This is a genomic window from Streptomyces yatensis (genome assembly GCF_018069625.1).
Lineage (GTDB): Bacteria > Actinomycetota > Actinomycetes > Streptomycetales > Streptomycetaceae > Streptomyces > Streptomyces yatensis.
In genome coordinates, this window is record NZ_CP072941.1 from 4,092,758 (window position 1) to 4,106,919 (window position 14,162).

Consider the following 14,162-nt stretch of genomic DNA (forward strand, 5'->3'; position numbering starts at 1 on the left):
CCCTCCGCGTCATACGCACGATCCGCACAGTCGTCCGTGTGCAAAGGGCCTCCCGGACGGACGGCCCATGCCGTCCGCTGGCAGTTCGACACCCAACTGGACAGGTGGGACAGGGCGTCGACCTGGAAGGGATATTCCCTCGAACGTGCGGGGGCATGCAACGGCATATGACGGCGCGGATATGAACGTTGTGAAACCAGCGTGCTACACGGCCCGGGGCCGGACGCCGAGCGGCGTCCGGCCCCGGGCCGGTGAACTGCGGTGCTACAGACCGGAACTAGTAGCCGTACCTGCGATGACGGGCGGCGTAGTCACGCAGTGCGCGGAGGAAGTCGACCTTGCGGAAAGCGGGCCAGAAAACTTCACAGAAGTAGTACTCCGAATGGGCGCTCTGCCACAGCATGAAGCCCGAGAGCCGCTGCTCACCGCTGGTGCGGATGACCAGGTCGGGATCGGGCTGCCCACGGGTGTACAGGTGTTCGGAGATGAGGTCGATGTCGACGACCTCGGCGAGCTCCTCGAAGGAGGTGCCCTTGGTGGCGTGGTCCAGCAGCAGCGACCGCACCGCGTCGGCGATCTCCTGCCGTCCGCCGTAGCCGACGGCCACGTTGACCAGTATTCCGTCGATGTGCTCGGTGTCCCGCTCGGCCTCCTTGAGGACCGTCTGGGTCCGGGAGGGCAGCAGATCGCGGTTGCCGACGTGGTGCACCCGCCAGCGGCCGTCGGTGGCCAGATCGCGCACCGCGCCCTCGATGATGCTCAGGAGCGGGCCCAGCTCGTCCTCGGGGCGGTCCAGGTTGTCGGTGGAGAGCAGCCAGAGGGTGACGACCTCGACGTCCGTCTCGCTGCACCAGCCGAGCAGCTCCTGGATCTTGCTGGCGCCCGCCTTGTGGCCCTGCTCGGCGGTGCCACCGGCCGCGCGGGCCCAGCGGCGGTTGCCGTCGAGGATGACGCCGATGTGCTTGGGCACCTGGGCGTGATCGAGGCGGCCTTCCACCCGGCGTGCGTAGAGCCCGTACACCAGGTCGCGCAACTTCACGTCTTCCAGCCCCTCAGTGCCTCGCCATGGCGGTCCGCCCCAAGGCCGACACCCTACTGCGGGGCGGGAGGGCTGGCTAACCGGGACGGCCAAAAGACCGCACTGCGTCACGCTTCGTAGCCGACCGTGCGGGATACGTGCCGCCCCCGGGGCCTCGGATGCCCGAAATAGAGCGGGCCGGTCCGTGGGGGGGAGTACGGACCGGCCCGAGGGGGGGCTTCCACCATAACGCTTCGTGAGGGGATGTCCATGCATCGGCGGGCCGACAATTCGCGCGCCGGTCTCATCCGGCCCCGAGCGCCCCCAGCACCAGCCCCGCGCCGGCCCCGAGGATCATGAAAGGACCGAACGCCATCGCGGTCCGGCGCCCGGCCCGCCGGGTCAGCACCAGGGCCACGGCGCAGCAGGAGCCCAGCAGCAGTCCGGCGATGGCACCCACGAAGAGCACGTCCCAGCCGTACCAGCCCAGGGCGACCCCCAGCGTCAGCGCCAGCTTGACGTCACCGAACCCCATCCCGCTCGGGCTGATCAGGAAGAGCACCAGATACGCCCCGCCCAGCACCGCGCCGCCCAGCAGCGCCCGCGGCCAGGACCCGGCGCTGTGCGGCAGCAGCGCCGCCGCGCCGAGCAGCACCGCGGCCCCGCCGGCCATGGGCAGGGTGAGGACGTCCGGCAGCCGGTTGACCGCCAGGTCCACACCGGTGAGCAGCACCCCCAGCGGCACCAGCAGCAGCCACACCGCCAGCTCCGGGCGCGCGCCGACTGCCGCCGCCAGGCCCGCGCACACCAGTGCGGTGAGCACCGCGGGCACCGGACCCGCCCCGTAGTCGCGCTCGCCGCCCCGGCAGCCGGCGCAGCGGGCGGGGCCCAGCCAGCCGCGCGCCGGGCCGGTGAGCGCGTGCCCGCGCGGACAGGCGCCGCGCCAGGGCTCCTCCGGATCGACGGCCAGCCGGTAGAGCGGGCGCGGTACGAGCAGCCCGGCGGCCGCGCCGTACGCGGCGGCGAGCACGATCAGCAGCGGTTGCACGGGCCGAGCCTACGGAAGCGCCCGGCCGGTGGAACACTGCGCGGGAAGGGCGGACGGCGCGGGAAGGGCCGAAGGGGGGCCGGATGGTGGGCCGCTGGCGGGACGGTACGGGGACGCTGCACGTGGTCGGCGGCGCGGACGGAGCGGACGGCGCAGAGGAGGACCGGGAGGGCGCGAAGGGCAGCGCGGGGCGCGCGGAGGGCTTGCGCGCAGGGCGCGCGGCGGGCATTCCGCTCACCATCGCCGCCTCCTACCGCGCCCGCGCCCGCGGTCTGCTCGGCCGGGACGGCCTGACCGGCGCACTCCTGCTCACCCCGGCGAGCGGGGTGCACACCTTCCGGATGCGGTTCGCCATCGACGTCGCGTATCTGGACCGGCGGCTCACCGTCGTGGACGTCCACACCCTGCGCCCCGGCCGGCTCGGGCGCCCCAGGCTGCGCTCCCGCCATGTCCTGGAGGCGGAGGCGGGCGCGTTGGAGCGCTGGGGCGTGCGGCGGGGCGTGCGCGTCGTGATCGCCCCCGGGCCTTCAGCGCCGCCCCCTCCTTCTGTACGCTGACTTCTCGGTGTCATGGTTGGGACGCCCTCGGTCGCGGTCGAGATTCATCGAGGTGGCGGTCGGGATCATCGAGGTAGAGGTAGTAGGGGTAGGGGTGGCACGGTGACGACCACGGGCAAGATTCTGCGTTTCGACGAGTTCCGCGGCTACGGCTTCATCGCTCCGGACGACGGTGGCGAGGACGTCTTCATGCACGCCAACGACCTGCTGGACGAGAAGCACCTGTTCCAGCCGGGGTCCAAGGTGCGGTTCGTCCCCGAGTACGGCGACAAGGGGCCCAAGGCGTCGGAGGTCCGCGTCCTCGAGCGCGCCGCCGCGCCGGCCGTACGCCCCTCCTCCGGGCCGGACGGGGACGACACCATGTGCGATGTGCTGTCGGCCGCCGAGCTCCGGCAGGAGCTCACCGAGGCGCTGGTCGAGATGGGCGGCAGCCTGACCGCCGACCAGATCAAGCAGGTGCGCCGGCGGGTCATCGAGCTCGCCCAGGCGCACAACTGGATCGAATCCTGACAGCGGACTGAAAGAGCCGCCGCCGCGACGGACCGTCGCGGCGGCGGCTCTCAGCTACCGGTGACCTTCAGCATCATCCACATCGCCGCCGTCGCGGCCACCACGGTCGCCGGTGCGGTCAGCAGCCCCAGACGGGTGAACACCCCCAGGTCGGAGCCGGTGTCCGGCTCATGGTGGTGCACTATGCGCCGCCACAGCAGGGTGGCCAGGGAGCCGACATAGGTGAGGTTCGGGCCCAGGTTGACGCCGATCAGCACGGCGAGCACCGGCCCGGTGCCGCCCGCGGAGGCGATCGGCAGCAGCGCCAGCACGGCGGGCAGATTGTTGATGAGGTTGGCCAGCACCGCCGCAACCGCCGCGATCCCGAGCAGTGCGGGCAGGCTCGTCCCGGTGGGCAGCACCTGGGTCAGCGCGTCCTGGAGACCGCCCGCCAGCACGGCCTGGACCACCACTCCGAGCGCCAGCACGAACAGGCAGAACAGCGGCCCGGCCGCGCCGATGGCCCCCCTTACCGTCGTCTCGCGCCGCCGCAGCGCCCTTACGGTGAGCACGAGGGCGCCCGCCCAGGCCGCCCACTGGGGGTCGAGGCCCGCCAGCGAGGTGCCGACGAACCCGGCGAGGGTCAGCAGCAGCACGGTCAGCGCGAAGACCGGCACCCGAGGCCAGTCGGCGGGCGGGGGCTCGGTGGTCCCGGCGGCCAGATCGGCCGCGAAGAAGCGGCGGAAGACCAGATACTCGATGCCGATGGTCACCACCCAGGCGGGCCCCATCAGCACGGCGAACCGGGTGAAGGAGACCCCACCGGCCTGCAGGGCGAGCAGATTGGTGAGGTTGGAGACCGGGAGGAGCAGGGACGCCGAGTTCGACAGATGGGCGCAGGCGTACACATGCGGCCGGGACCGCGCCCCGAGCTTGGCCGCCGTGGCGAACACCACGGGCGTGAGCAGCACGACGGTGGCGTCCAGGCTCAGTACGGCGGTGACGACGGCCGCGACGGCGAACACCCCGCCCATGAGCCGGTCCGTACGCCCCGCGCAGGCCCGCGCCACGGCCTGGCCCGCCGCCTCGAAGAGCCCCTCGTCCGCGCACATCCGGGCCAGCAGCAGCACAGCGGCCAGAAAGCCCACGACGGGCAGCAGCTCCTGGGTCTCCGTCCAGGCCCGGGCGGGCGAGACCGCCCCGGTGGCCACGACGATCCCGGCGGCGGGCACGGCCGCGACCGCCTCCGGCAGGCCCCGGGGGCGCACCACCGCGAAGGCCAGGACGCCGAGGAGCAAGACGACGGAAAGGGACTCGGCGACGGCGGTACTCAGAACGGACTCCGGCAGATGGTGTGATCGGCACACCCATGATGCGGCATCGCGCCGACACGGCCGCTCAGCCGGTCCCGGGGAGCCGGAAGCGGGGACCGCCGGCTCGCCCGTCCCGGGGAGCCGGAAGCCGGGACCGCTCAGCCCGCCCTGGGCAGCCGGGACCGCTCACCCGGTCCTGGGGAAGCTGACCTCCACCCGGCGGTTGCGCTTGCGCCCCTCCTCGCTCGCGTTGTCCGCGATCGGGTACTGCTCGCCGTAACCCCGGATCTCGTAGTTGACCGAGGGGTCGAGGTCCTCGGCGAGCGCCTGCTGCACCGCGTTGGCCCGCTGCTTCGACAGCACGATGCCATGGCCCGCGGAGCCCAGGTTGTCGGTGAAGCCGAAGACGCGGACGCTCTTCGCGTTCTGCCGCTCGGCCTCGGAGGCGATCTCCTTGATCCGGGCCTTGGCGTCGCCGCCCAGCTTGGCGCTGTCCTTGCCGAAGAGCACCTCGGCCTGGAGGGCGAACTTCACCTTGGCGTTGGTGTCCTCCCGCCGCTCGTCGCCGTCGTCCGTCTCGACCACGGACTTGATGTCCAGGACCCGGCCGGGTGCCAGCTTGGCGCCCTCGGGCATCCGCAGATCGGAGTCGTTGGCGTCGATCTTCAGGGGCGGGGTGGTGTCGGCGGGCGCGCCGGGGCCGCTCTCCGCATGGGCGGGCGGCGCCGGGGCGGTGAGGGTGACCAGGAGCGCGGTGGAGGCCAGCGCGGCGAGCACGGGGCCGCGACGCGCGGGGCGGTGGGCCGTCGTCTGCGGTGTCATGGCCCGGCTCATCCGGAGAGGGTGATGCCGACGGACGGCATGGTCGGGATCTGGAAGTCGACGTCCTTGACGCTCTTCGGCGGAGCCGGGAACTGGGCGAACAGCGGCCGGCTCTCATTGGGCTTGATCCCGGAGAGCCCCGTGGTGCACAGACACTGGCCGTCGGTGTCCCGGAGGACGAGATAGCGCTTCTTGCCCTTCTCGTCGACCAGGGAGGCGCCGGAGACGGACGACAGGGACTTCACCTCGGTCTCCTTCGAGCGCCAGTCGATCGCGTTGAAGAGCCGGCTGCCGTGGTTGGTGACGGTGGCGTTCACCGTGACGAAACCGCCGTCGTCGCGCTCCGCGGAGTGCAGGGTGACGACGATCCCGCCGGGACCCTTCATCTCGCCGATGGTCTTGGAGGAGTCCGCGGCGGGCTCCTGGTCCCCGCCGTCGTCGTTGGGCGCGGTCGACGTCCGGTCCGCGCCGTCGCCGGGCTTCTTGTCGCCGTCGCCGTCACCGCTGCCGCACCCGGCCACGGCGAGGGCCAGGGCCGCGGCGAGCGCCGTCGCGGCGGCCCCCCTCCGGGCCTTCGTCGTGTGCCGAATGCTCATCGCTCGCTGTCCTTTGCTCTTCGTTCGCTCGTCAGTCGGCCGTCAGTCGGCAAGGTGCACGGAGAAGAGGTCCTTGGCGTCGGGGAAGAGGTCGAGACGCGTCGGGTCGATGGTCAGGTCGAGTCCGTCGCAGCGGAGGTCGATGGGCGGCTTGTCGTCCTTGCCGTCGTCCTTACCGCCGTCCCCGCCCTCGTCGTCGTCCTTACCGCCGTCGTCCTTACCGCCGTCGTCCTTACCGCCGTCGTCCTTACCGCCGCCGCCCTGGCCGTCGTCGCCGGGCCCCTTGGTCGGCGGGGCGGGCGGCTCGGCCGTGCAGCGCGGGGCGACGACCGCCTTGGCGGTCGCCGTCGCGTGCTTGGTCTCCGTGCCGGGGATGACGGTCTTGCCCACGGGCTTCTGCGTCCTGACGGTGACGGTGAAGGACGTGGGGAGATAGCCCGGGACGCACCGCGGACCCGTGAGGTCCGCACCGTTCTGCTGGGCGAACCACTGGGCTCGCTCGCAGGCGTCACCCGTGCCGATCCCCCGCCCGTTCAGCAGGTCGTCCCATACGCTGCCGTTCGCGATCGCCTCCAGGAACCCCTTGCGCAGCTGGTCGCGGTAGTCCTGGGCGGCCGCGAGGGCCGCCGCGTCGGCGGCGGTCTGTCCGCCGTTGCGGGTGGCTCCGGCCTGGCCGACGGCGAAGAGGGCGAGCGCGAGGAAGAGCAGGGCCGCCACCGCGGTGATGTAGATCGGAAACGCCTGCCCCGCGTCGCTCCTGAGATCTCGGCGCGCTGTCACGAGACCGGTCAGATGCCGACGACCTGTGAGATCTTGTCGGAGATGGCGTTCGCGATCACGCTGCCGAAGTCCGTGGTCGACAGGACCAGCACGATGGCGACCACCACGGCGATGATGCCCAGATATTCGATCGAGGTCTGTCCCCGATCGTTCCGCATGACGCGCTTCCCCATTGTGTTCCCCTCCATGGGCTGCCGGCCCACCATGGTCCGGCGACTCAACCCCCGTGGTGTCGCTCGCGACACGAGCAAAGTACGCCGAAACAGCCGTCTCGGAACAGTGCCCCAGGAAGCATTGCCTTCCCCGCTCACCACGTTCGAACCGTGGACGTGACGACCGGCCCCGGTCGTGCATCCGTCTCACCCCCTCCCGCCACCGAGGAGTTCTCCGTCGACGACTGTCCCACATTCAATTGCAGCCGCGAAGGAGCTTCACCTAAAAGAGACCGTCAGTCCCCGGTCACCGAGCCGAAGTCGGTGCCCGAGCCGATGAAGAACCCCGCGACGAGCAGCACCATGGTTCCGGGCACCATGAAGGTCGTGATGACCATGGTCGCCTTCGGTACGGCGCGCGCCGCGCGCCGCCGCGCGTTCTGGGCGTCCGTACGGCGCATGTCGTTCGCAATGGCGATCAGCGTTTCGACAATCGGAGCGCCCAGCTCCTCCCCCTGCTGGAGGGCGGTGACGAACTGCGCGACCTGTTCCGAGTCATTACGTTTACGTAGCTCCTCGAACGCATGGCGGCGACTGACGCCCATGTCCATTTGCCGAAGTGTGATGCGAAGTTCATCCGCCCAGGGACCCTCATACTTCTCCGCGACCCGGTCCAGGGCCTGACGGAAGCTCAATCCGGCGCTCACCACGACGGCCAGCACGTCCAGAAAGTCCGGCAGTGTCCGCTCGATCGCGTCCTTGCGCTCCCGCACCGCGGCCCAGATGCCCACCTCGATCCAGAACAGCCCGAACGCCACCAGCACCAGCGCCAGCAGGACTTGACCCTTGATCAGCATCACCAGCGCCCCGCCGAAGCCGAGCGCCCCGTAGACCGCCCGCCGGGCCGCGTAGCGGTCCACCGTCAGACCGCCCGGATTGCCCGCCAGATCGATCCTGCGGCGGACCCTGGCCACCCGCTTCTCGCCCATCAGCCGCAGCACCAGCGGGGCGTAGCGGATGCCCAGCCGATCGACCGCCGAGCCGACCGCGGTCGTCCGGCTGGAGCCGGACTCCAGGGCCACCGCCAGGTCGCTGGGCAGCTTGGCCTCGCTGCGGTACAGCGCGATGCCGTAGGCGATGCCCGCCACCGCGAGACCGGCCGCCAGCGCCAGCAGCAGTGCCATCTCCCTGAGTCCCCTTTACCTGTCTACCTGGATTCGCTCGTGCGTCGGTCTCGGACGGTCGCGGACGCTCTCAGACATCGATCTTGGACATGCGGCGGATGAGGAAGAAGCCGATCCCGTACAGGCAGAAGGCCACGACCACCGCCGCCTGCCCCCAGAAGGACGAGGTCATCCGGTCCAGCGAACCGGCCGAGATCCGGTTCATCAGCAGCAGCGTCCCGATCCCCAGCAGCGGTACGACATAGGCGGTGACGGTCACCTGCGAGAGCTGGGTGCGCACCTCCCGCCGGGTCTCCTTGCGCTCCTCCAGCGTCTGGGTGAGGTTGCGCAGCGAGCTGACCACGGTCCCGCCCGCGCGGTTGGACAGCACCAGCGTGGTGACCAGCACCACCAGCTCCCGGGAGGGCAGCCGCTCGGCCAGCTCCTCCAGCGTGTCGTCGATCGAGTGGCCGACGGCCAGCTTGGCCGCGACCTTGGCCAGCTCCTCGCCCGCCGGCGCCTCCATCTCGTCCGCCGCCATGCCGAGCGCGGTGCGCAGCGCCAGCCCGGCCTGGGTGGCGTTGGCCAGGATCCGTGACAGCTCGGGCAGTTGGTTGATGAAGCGCTCTATCCGCTTCTGCCGCTGCCAGTTGAGGAACGCGAAGGCCCCCCAGACGGCGACCACCGCCGCTATCGGACCGAAGAACGCCGCGAGGAAGGACGCCGCGATCAGCCACAGCCCGGCCGCCGCCCCCGCCGTGTAGACGAAGAACTCCCCCGGGGTGATCTCCAGGCCCGTCGCCGCCAGCCGCAGCTCCAGCTTCCGGCCCGGCGAGGTGGCGCGCAGCCGCCGGTCGACCCCGGAGAAGCGGCGCGCCCGGCCGGTGCCCGGCAGCGGGCCGGTCTCCGAGAGCCGGTCGATCAGCGCGCGCTGCTGCTCCTTGCCGCGGACGTAAGTGTGCACGCCCACGACGCCCAGCGCGCCGCACACCAGCGTCGCGCCGAGGGCGGCCGTCGCGAGATGGTCCATGGGCCCTGCTACCTCCGGTCCCTGGGGTCGAACGGGGGTGGATCGAATGGGGGTGGCTCGAACGGGGGTGGGTCGACCGAGGGTCGGTCGAACGAGGGTCGGTCGTTCGGGTGCCGACCGAACGGCGGCCGGTCATGCGGGGGCCGGTCGTGCGGCGGCCGGTCGTACGGGTCGTATCCGGCCGCGCGGGTGGCCAGTTGCGCCGGGAAGGCGGCCACGCCGAAGGCCGGCGGCACCGATTCGCTCGCCAACCGCAGCCGCTCCGCGACCCGCTCCGGCAGCGGGAAGTAGCCGAACCGTCCGTGCACCACCCGGTCCGCGCCCATGGGCTGGGCGTCGAAGCGGCAGACGGTGGCGATGCGGTACGCCTCGTGGCCGTGGCTGTCGAGCAGCGCGATCTCGCTGATCCGCCGGGAGCCGTCGGCGTTGCGGACGAGCTGGACGATGCAGTCCACGGCGCTGTTGATCTGGTCCCGCAGCGCCTCGTAGGGGATCGCCACCTCCGACATGGAGGCGAGCGTCTGCAGCCGCATCAGCGCGTCCTCGGCGCTGTTGGCGTGGACGGTGGCCAGCGAGCCGTCATGGCCGGTGGACATGGCCTGCAGCATGTCGAGGGTCTCACCGCCGCGCACCTCGCCGACGATGATGCGGTCGGGGCGCATCCGCAGCGAGTTGCGGACCAGGTCACGGATGGTGATACGGCCCTTGCCCTCGACGTTGGGCGGCCGGGACTCCAGCCGGATGACATGGGTCTGCTGCAGCTGCAGCTCGGCGGCGTCCTCGACGGTGATGATGCGCTCCCCGTCGGGGATCAGCCCGGAGAGGGCGTTGAGCAGCGTGGTCTTGCCGGAGCCGGTGGGGCCGGAGACCACCACGTTGAACTTGGCCCGCACCAGCGCCGCGAGCAGCATCAGCATCTGCTCGTCCAGCGTGCCCATGCCGATCAGCTCATGGAGGGTGTAGGCGCGGGGGAAGCGGCGGATGGTGAGCGTGGCGCCGGTGAGGGCGAGCGGCGGGATGATCACGTTGACGCGCTCGCCGGACGGGAGCCGGGCGTCGACCATCGGATTCGACTCGTCCACCCGGCGGTTGACCGTGGAGACGATGCGCTCGATGGTCTGCATGAGCTGCTCTTCGGAGGCGAAGCGGACGGGGACCTGCTCGACCCGGCCGGAGCGCTCCACGAAGATCTGATCCGGGCCGTTGACCATGATCTCGGTGATGGAGGCGTCTTCGAGGAGGGGTTCGAGCACCCCGAGGCCGAGCGCCTCGTCCACCACCCGGCGGATCAGCTGGGAACGCTCGGTGGTCGAGAGCACCGGGCCCTCGCGGCTGATGATGTGGCCGAGCACGCGCTCCAGCCGGGAGCGGCGCTCGGCGGTGGAGAGCGAGGACATCTCCGCGAGGTCGATCTCCTCGAGCAGCTTGGCGCGGTAGGCGGAGACCAGATGGCCGTCCTGGCGTCCGCCGCTTCCCTCGCCGGGCCCCTCGGGCGCGGTGATACGGGCCCGCAGGCTCATCGGTCGCCTCCCATCGCGGCCGCCCCCGGACTGTCCGTACCGCCGTCTCCGTCGTCGCAGGGCATCGTGGCGCTCTTCTCGGCGCTGCCGAAGTGGAAGCCGGGGATGACGGAGGGGATCTCGACGGTCGCGGTGGCCTGTGCCTGCCCGCCGCCACAGCCGCCGCTGCTGATACCGGTGCCGTCCGCCAGCCACCCGCTTATCGCGGCCTCCCCGGCGGCCTGCGGGCTGGTCCGCGGCTCGTCCAGTGACGCCGTACGCGCCGCCGCCCGCGCCGCGGTCCCGGCCTGCTGGGCGGCGTACGCGGCGATGCCGAGCTGCACGGCGGCGAGCGCGACGAGGATGAGGATCGGCAGGAACCCCAGGAACTCGATGGACGCCGAACCCGCGTCGCCCCGCCACCGGCGCGACGCGCCGGGGCGCCGGCCCCCCGCCCGGCCCGAGCCCGCAGCCGGGCGGCCGCGCGGCCTGGCGGCCTCCGCCGCACCGCGCAGTCCCACCGATGCCGAGCCCCGGCCCCCGGGCCGCGCGGCGGCGGGCAAGCGGCCGTCGCCCAGCCAAGCCGTCGCCCCGCCCCGGCGCGCCGCGGTGGGGCGCCGGCCCGCCAACCCGAAGCTCCCCCCGGGCAGCCGCTGTCCCCCCGCCCGTTCGCCCAACGGCGCCCTTGACCCCGGGCGGTCAGCCGCGCGCCCACGCGCACGCGCAGAGCCGGGGCCCAGGGGGCGCACCGCCGCTCCGGCCGCACCCCGGACGCCTCGTGACACGACCCAACGGCCCCACCGTCCGGCGGCCTCCGCCGCACCGCGCAGTCCCACCGATGCCGAGCCCTGGCCCCCGGGCCGCGCGGCGGCGGGCGAGAGGCGGGCTCCCCGCCGGTCCGTCGCCCCGCCCCGTGGCACGGCGACGGCGCGAAGCGGCGACATGTGAGCGGTCATCCCGCGCGGCCGCGGCACGTCCACCGCCCCACCGCATCGCCGCGCGGCGGCCGTCGCGGTGAGCTCTGCGTCCGGCGCCGCGGTGGGTCCGGGCGTCGCCGGATGGCCGGAGGGGCCGCCGCTCGGCGGCGTGCGCCCGTCCCCCGGGGCCGCGGGGCCGTCGCCCGGCGCGGTGGCCGCCACCGGGCGGCTGGGGCGGTGGTCGGTCATCGCGGGGTTGCCGGAGTCGGTGCGCGTGTGGGCGGGGTGACGACGGCTCATGTCACTCCCCTCCGCCCGCCAGGTCGCTCTCGTCCGCCGCGCCCGCCGTCCCCGTGACCGTCCAGGGGAAGTCGGCGGCGCCCGGGAAGAGGATCGGGACGTGGAGCTTGACCGTGGCCTTGTAGACCGAGCCGTCGCCGCCGGAGCAGCTGATGTCGGCGCTCCAGGAGCCGGGGATGTCCTTGCTCGCCGCGTCCTGGCAGGCGCCCGCGCCCTGGGTGGCGCCCGCGCGGGCTCCCTTGTCGGCCGAGTTGCCCGCCAGCGAGTACGTGTAGCCGACCAGCACCACCTGCCAGACGACCGCGAGCACGATCAGCGCCAGCGGCAGGACGCCGAGGAACTCGACCGTCACCTGGCCGCGGTCGCCGCCCCGCTTGCGCAGGAAGCCCTTGGTGGACGGCGGGGCGATCTCGTTGAGCGCGTCGGTGCCGTCGCCCACGCTGCCCTGCGCCGGGTCGCCGCCCGCCTCTATGGCATGGCGCCGCCGCAGCCCCGGCAGGACGCGCTCGCCGCCGCCCTGGGCCGCGTGGCCGCCCCGGTGGGCGGCGCGGCGGCCGCCGCCCGGGGGCGCGGCCTCCACCAGGCCCAGCTCACCGGCCAGCCCCCACAGCGCCTGTTTGACGGCCGACTTGGCGTCCAGGTCCTGCATCCGTCCCGAGTCGACGGCGGGCTGCAGCTCCTTGAAGCCGGCCGGGATCGCCGTGCGCGCCACGGTCGTCCCGGTGGCCCGCTGGACGAGCTGCGGCTGGATCTCCGCGCTGCGGGTGTGCCGGTTGACCACGGTCACGGTCTCCTCCGCCTTGCGGATCTGGAGCCGGTCCCACAGCCGCACCATGCGCTTGGCGGCGCGCACCGCGACCACGTCCGGGGTGGTCACCAGCAGCGCGATGTCCGCGATCTCCACGGCGGCCGCGCCCGCGGAGGTCATCTGCGTACCGCAGTCGACGACCACGAGCTCGAAGCGCGACCGCAGCGCGCCGATGACCTGGCGGGCGGTGCGGTCGGTCACCTCCTCGCCGCGCTCGCCCTCGCCCGGCGCGAGCAGCAGCCCGAGCCCGGTCTGGTGGGTGAATACGGCGTCCTGGAGCACCCGGGGCGAGATGTCGCTGATCTGCGCCAGGTCGGCGATCGAGCGCCGGAACTGGACGTCGAGGTAGGACGCGATGTCCCCGGACTGCAGGTCCAGGTCGACGAGCGCGACCTTACGGCCCGCGGCCCGCGCGGCGAGCGCGAGCTGTACGGCGGTCACGGTGGTGCCCACCCCGCCCTTGGCGCCCGCGACCGCGACCAGCTTGCCGCCGGGTCCGGCGGCCAACGGATCGCCGCCGCCCCCCAGATGGCGCCGCACGCCCGTGGCCCACTGGGCGGCGCCCTGGACGCGGGCCGCCAGTTCGTCGTACGACAGCGGTATCCCGGCGATGCCGCGGGCCCCGGCGTCCATGGCGGCCGAGTACAGCGCGGGCCCCGCGTCGGCGGTCACCAGCACCACGCCCACCGCCGGGAAGCGCAGCGCGATCTCGCGGATCAGCTCCAGCGCGGGGGCCGGGGCGATGCGCTCATGGACGAGGACGACCTCCGGCAGCTCCTCCAGGGAGGCGGCGGCCAGCGAGGCGAGGGTGTCGAGCAGTTGGGTCGAGTCGCCGACCGGCGCCGACGGTTCGACACCGGGCAGCTGGCCGAGCAGCCCGCTCAGGGAGCGGGCGGCGTCGGGGTCGCCGACGGCCGGCAGAATCCTGATCGTCACCGCGGCACCTCCTCACTCATTTGTCGCCGTCGAGGGTGTAGGTGCGGTCGCCGGGCCCTATGGAGGTGCCTCCGCCGGGGGCGACCAGCGCGAGTCGCACATGGGAGGCGAAGGACTCGGCGTAGGCCACGCGCTGTGCGTTCTTGGTGTCGAGCGCGAAGGTGATCGGGACGGCCTCGTTGATCCGCCGCTTGTCGTCCTGGTTGGGCTCCAGGGCGGTGATCTTGCCGAGGTCGAGCACCTCGGCGCCCGCGACGATCAGCTTGGAGACCGACTCCTCGCCCTGGGACTTGCCCTCGAAGGTCGCGTAGATGTTGACCTTCGCACCCGGGGTGATCTTGCCCGCGACGCCGGTGGCCGCGTCGATCATGATGGCGATCTCCTGCTGCCCGGGCTTCAGGGCGGGCCGGTTCGCGATCATGTCCCGTTGCAGCAGCGACCCCTTGGCGAGCTGGGCCACCGCGATCTTCCCGCGTAGCTCGTCGAGATCGGTGACGGCGGTGGAGGGCACATAGCGCTTGGGCATCGAGACCTTCTCGAACTCCCCCGCGTCCAGCGCCTTGTAGGGCTGGACGTCCGAGGTGAGCTTGTAGGCGGTGGTCTCGGGGCCGACCTTCGACTCCACGTCGTTGACGACGGAGAGCACTCCGGCGAAGGCGCCGACGGCGCACAGGACCGACAGGAGCAGCAGGATGACTCCGCGGCGCTGGCGTGAATTCATGGGACGCACAACC

15 protein-coding genes are annotated in these 14,162 nt (G+C 72.6%); 2 read left to right on the forward strand and 13 right to left on the reverse strand.

The genetic code is table 11. The annotated features are described in order from the left end of the window. Window positions 1-277: 277 nt before the first annotated feature. On the reverse strand, window positions 278-1,039 hold the full coding sequence (locus tag J8403_RS16665) for an isoprenyl transferase (protein ID WP_211123876.1): 762 nt from the start codon (window positions 1,037-1,039) through the stop codon (window positions 278-280). A gap of 283 nt (window positions 1,040-1,322) precedes the next feature. After that, window positions 1,323-2,066 (reverse strand): prepilin peptidase, encoded by a 744-nt coding sequence (locus tag J8403_RS16670; protein WP_211123877.1) that lies wholly within the window; start codon window positions 2,064-2,066, stop codon window positions 1,323-1,325. Between the two features lie 83 nt (window positions 2,067-2,149). Between J8403_RS16670 and J8403_RS16675 the strand changes: the two genes are divergently transcribed. Then, window positions 2,150-2,623, forward strand: a complete 474-nt coding sequence (locus J8403_RS16675) for a DUF192 domain-containing protein (protein WP_211123878.1) — start codon at window positions 2,150-2,152, stop codon at window positions 2,621-2,623. 102 nt (window positions 2,624-2,725) lie between these two features. Continuing rightward, window positions 2,726-3,133 carry a cold shock domain-containing protein gene (locus J8403_RS16680; RefSeq protein WP_211123879.1) on the forward strand — a complete coding sequence of 136 codons (408 nt, stop codon included), beginning with the start codon at window positions 2,726-2,728 and terminating at the stop codon, window positions 3,131-3,133. 50 nt (window positions 3,134-3,183) lie between these two features. Here J8403_RS16680 and J8403_RS16685 read toward each other — a convergent pair whose 3' ends face one another. The 11 genes from J8403_RS16685 to cpaB form a co-directional block, all read right to left on the reverse strand. Continuing rightward, window positions 3,184-4,446 carry an SLC13 family permease gene (locus J8403_RS16685; protein WP_211128283.1) on the reverse strand — a complete coding sequence of 421 codons (1,263 nt, stop codon included), beginning with the start codon at window positions 4,444-4,446 and terminating at the stop codon, window positions 3,184-3,186. Between the two features lie 165 nt (window positions 4,447-4,611). Continuing rightward, a complete protein-coding gene (locus tag J8403_RS16690; RefSeq protein WP_211123880.1) occupies window positions 4,612-5,247 on the reverse strand; it encodes an OmpA family protein in 636 nt (211 codons plus the stop codon). A gap of 8 nt (window positions 5,248-5,255) precedes the next feature. Next, window positions 5,256-5,843: a hypothetical protein gene (locus J8403_RS16695; RefSeq protein WP_211123881.1), complete on the reverse strand. Its 588-nt coding sequence runs from the start codon at window positions 5,841-5,843 to the stop codon at window positions 5,256-5,258. 42 nt (window positions 5,844-5,885) lie between these two features. Further along, a complete protein-coding gene (locus J8403_RS16700; RefSeq protein WP_211123882.1) occupies window positions 5,886-6,623 on the reverse strand; it encodes a pilus assembly protein TadG-related protein in 738 nt (245 codons plus the stop codon). Window positions 6,624-6,631: 8 nt separating this feature from the next. After that, the gene (locus J8403_RS16705; protein WP_211128724.1) at window positions 6,632-6,781 is read right to left on the reverse strand and encodes a hypothetical protein; all 150 of its coding nucleotides are present in this window, start codon (window positions 6,779-6,781) and stop codon (window positions 6,632-6,634) included. 290 nt (window positions 6,782-7,071) lie between these two features. Then, the gene (locus J8403_RS16710) at window positions 7,072-7,959 is read right to left on the reverse strand and encodes a DUF5936 domain-containing protein (protein WP_211123883.1); all 888 of its coding nucleotides are present in this window, start codon (window positions 7,957-7,959) and stop codon (window positions 7,072-7,074) included. A gap of 70 nt (window positions 7,960-8,029) precedes the next feature. Next, a complete protein-coding gene (locus J8403_RS16715) occupies window positions 8,030-8,968 on the reverse strand; it encodes a type II secretion system F family protein (RefSeq protein ID WP_211123884.1) in 939 nt (312 codons plus the stop codon). Between the two features lie 8 nt (window positions 8,969-8,976). Then, the gene (locus J8403_RS16720; RefSeq protein WP_211123885.1) at window positions 8,977-10,488 is read right to left on the reverse strand and encodes a TadA family conjugal transfer-associated ATPase; all 1,512 of its coding nucleotides are present in this window, start codon (window positions 10,486-10,488) and stop codon (window positions 8,977-8,979) included. Beyond that, window positions 10,485-11,096, reverse strand: coding sequence for a TadE/TadG family type IV pilus assembly protein (locus J8403_RS44585; RefSeq protein WP_343245300.1), 612 nt, complete (start codon window positions 11,094-11,096; stop codon window positions 10,485-10,487). Before J8403_RS44585 ends, J8403_RS16720 begins: the two co-directional genes overlap by 4 nt. A 589-nt stretch (window positions 11,097-11,685) precedes the next feature. Next, window positions 11,686-13,428, reverse strand: coding sequence for an AAA family ATPase (locus J8403_RS16730; protein WP_211123886.1), 1,743 nt, complete (start codon window positions 13,426-13,428; stop codon window positions 11,686-11,688). Window positions 13,429-13,444: 16 nt separating this feature from the next. Next, the gene (cpaB, locus tag J8403_RS16735) at window positions 13,445-14,149 is read right to left on the reverse strand and encodes a Flp pilus assembly protein CpaB (RefSeq protein WP_211123887.1); all 705 of its coding nucleotides are present in this window, start codon (window positions 14,147-14,149) and stop codon (window positions 13,445-13,447) included. Between the last annotated feature and the right edge of the window lie 13 nt (window positions 14,150-14,162).

What these genes read in the sequence shown, in the direction of transcription:
- J8403_RS16675 (WP_211123878.1), top strand. Translation starts at nt 2,150, where the DNA reads ATGGTGGGCCGCTGGCGGGACGGTACGGGGACGCTGCACGTGGTCGGC.
- J8403_RS16690 (WP_211123880.1), bottom strand. Translation starts at nt 5,247, where the DNA reads ATGACACCGCAGACGACGGCCCACCGCCCCGCGCGTCGCGGCCCCGTG.
- J8403_RS16695 (WP_211123881.1), bottom strand. Translation starts at nt 5,843, where the DNA reads ATGAGCATTCGGCACACGACGAAGGCCCGGAGGGGGGCCGCCGCGACG.
- J8403_RS16705 (WP_211128724.1), bottom strand. Translation starts at nt 6,781, where the DNA reads ATGCGGAACGATCGGGGACAGACCTCGATCGAATATCTGGGCATCATC.
- J8403_RS16710 (WP_211123883.1), bottom strand. Translation starts at nt 7,959, where the DNA reads ATGGCACTGCTGCTGGCGCTGGCGGCCGGTCTCGCGGTGGCGGGCATC.
- J8403_RS16715 (WP_211123884.1), bottom strand. Translation starts at nt 8,968, where the DNA reads ATGGACCATCTCGCGACGGCCGCCCTCGGCGCGACGCTGGTGTGCGGC.
- J8403_RS16720 (WP_211123885.1), bottom strand. Translation starts at nt 10,488, where the DNA reads ATGAGCCTGCGGGCCCGTATCACCGCGCCCGAGGGGCCCGGCGAGGGA.
- cpaB (WP_211123887.1), bottom strand. Translation starts at nt 14,149, where the DNA reads ATGAATTCACGCCAGCGCCGCGGAGTCATCCTGCTGCTCCTGTCGGTC.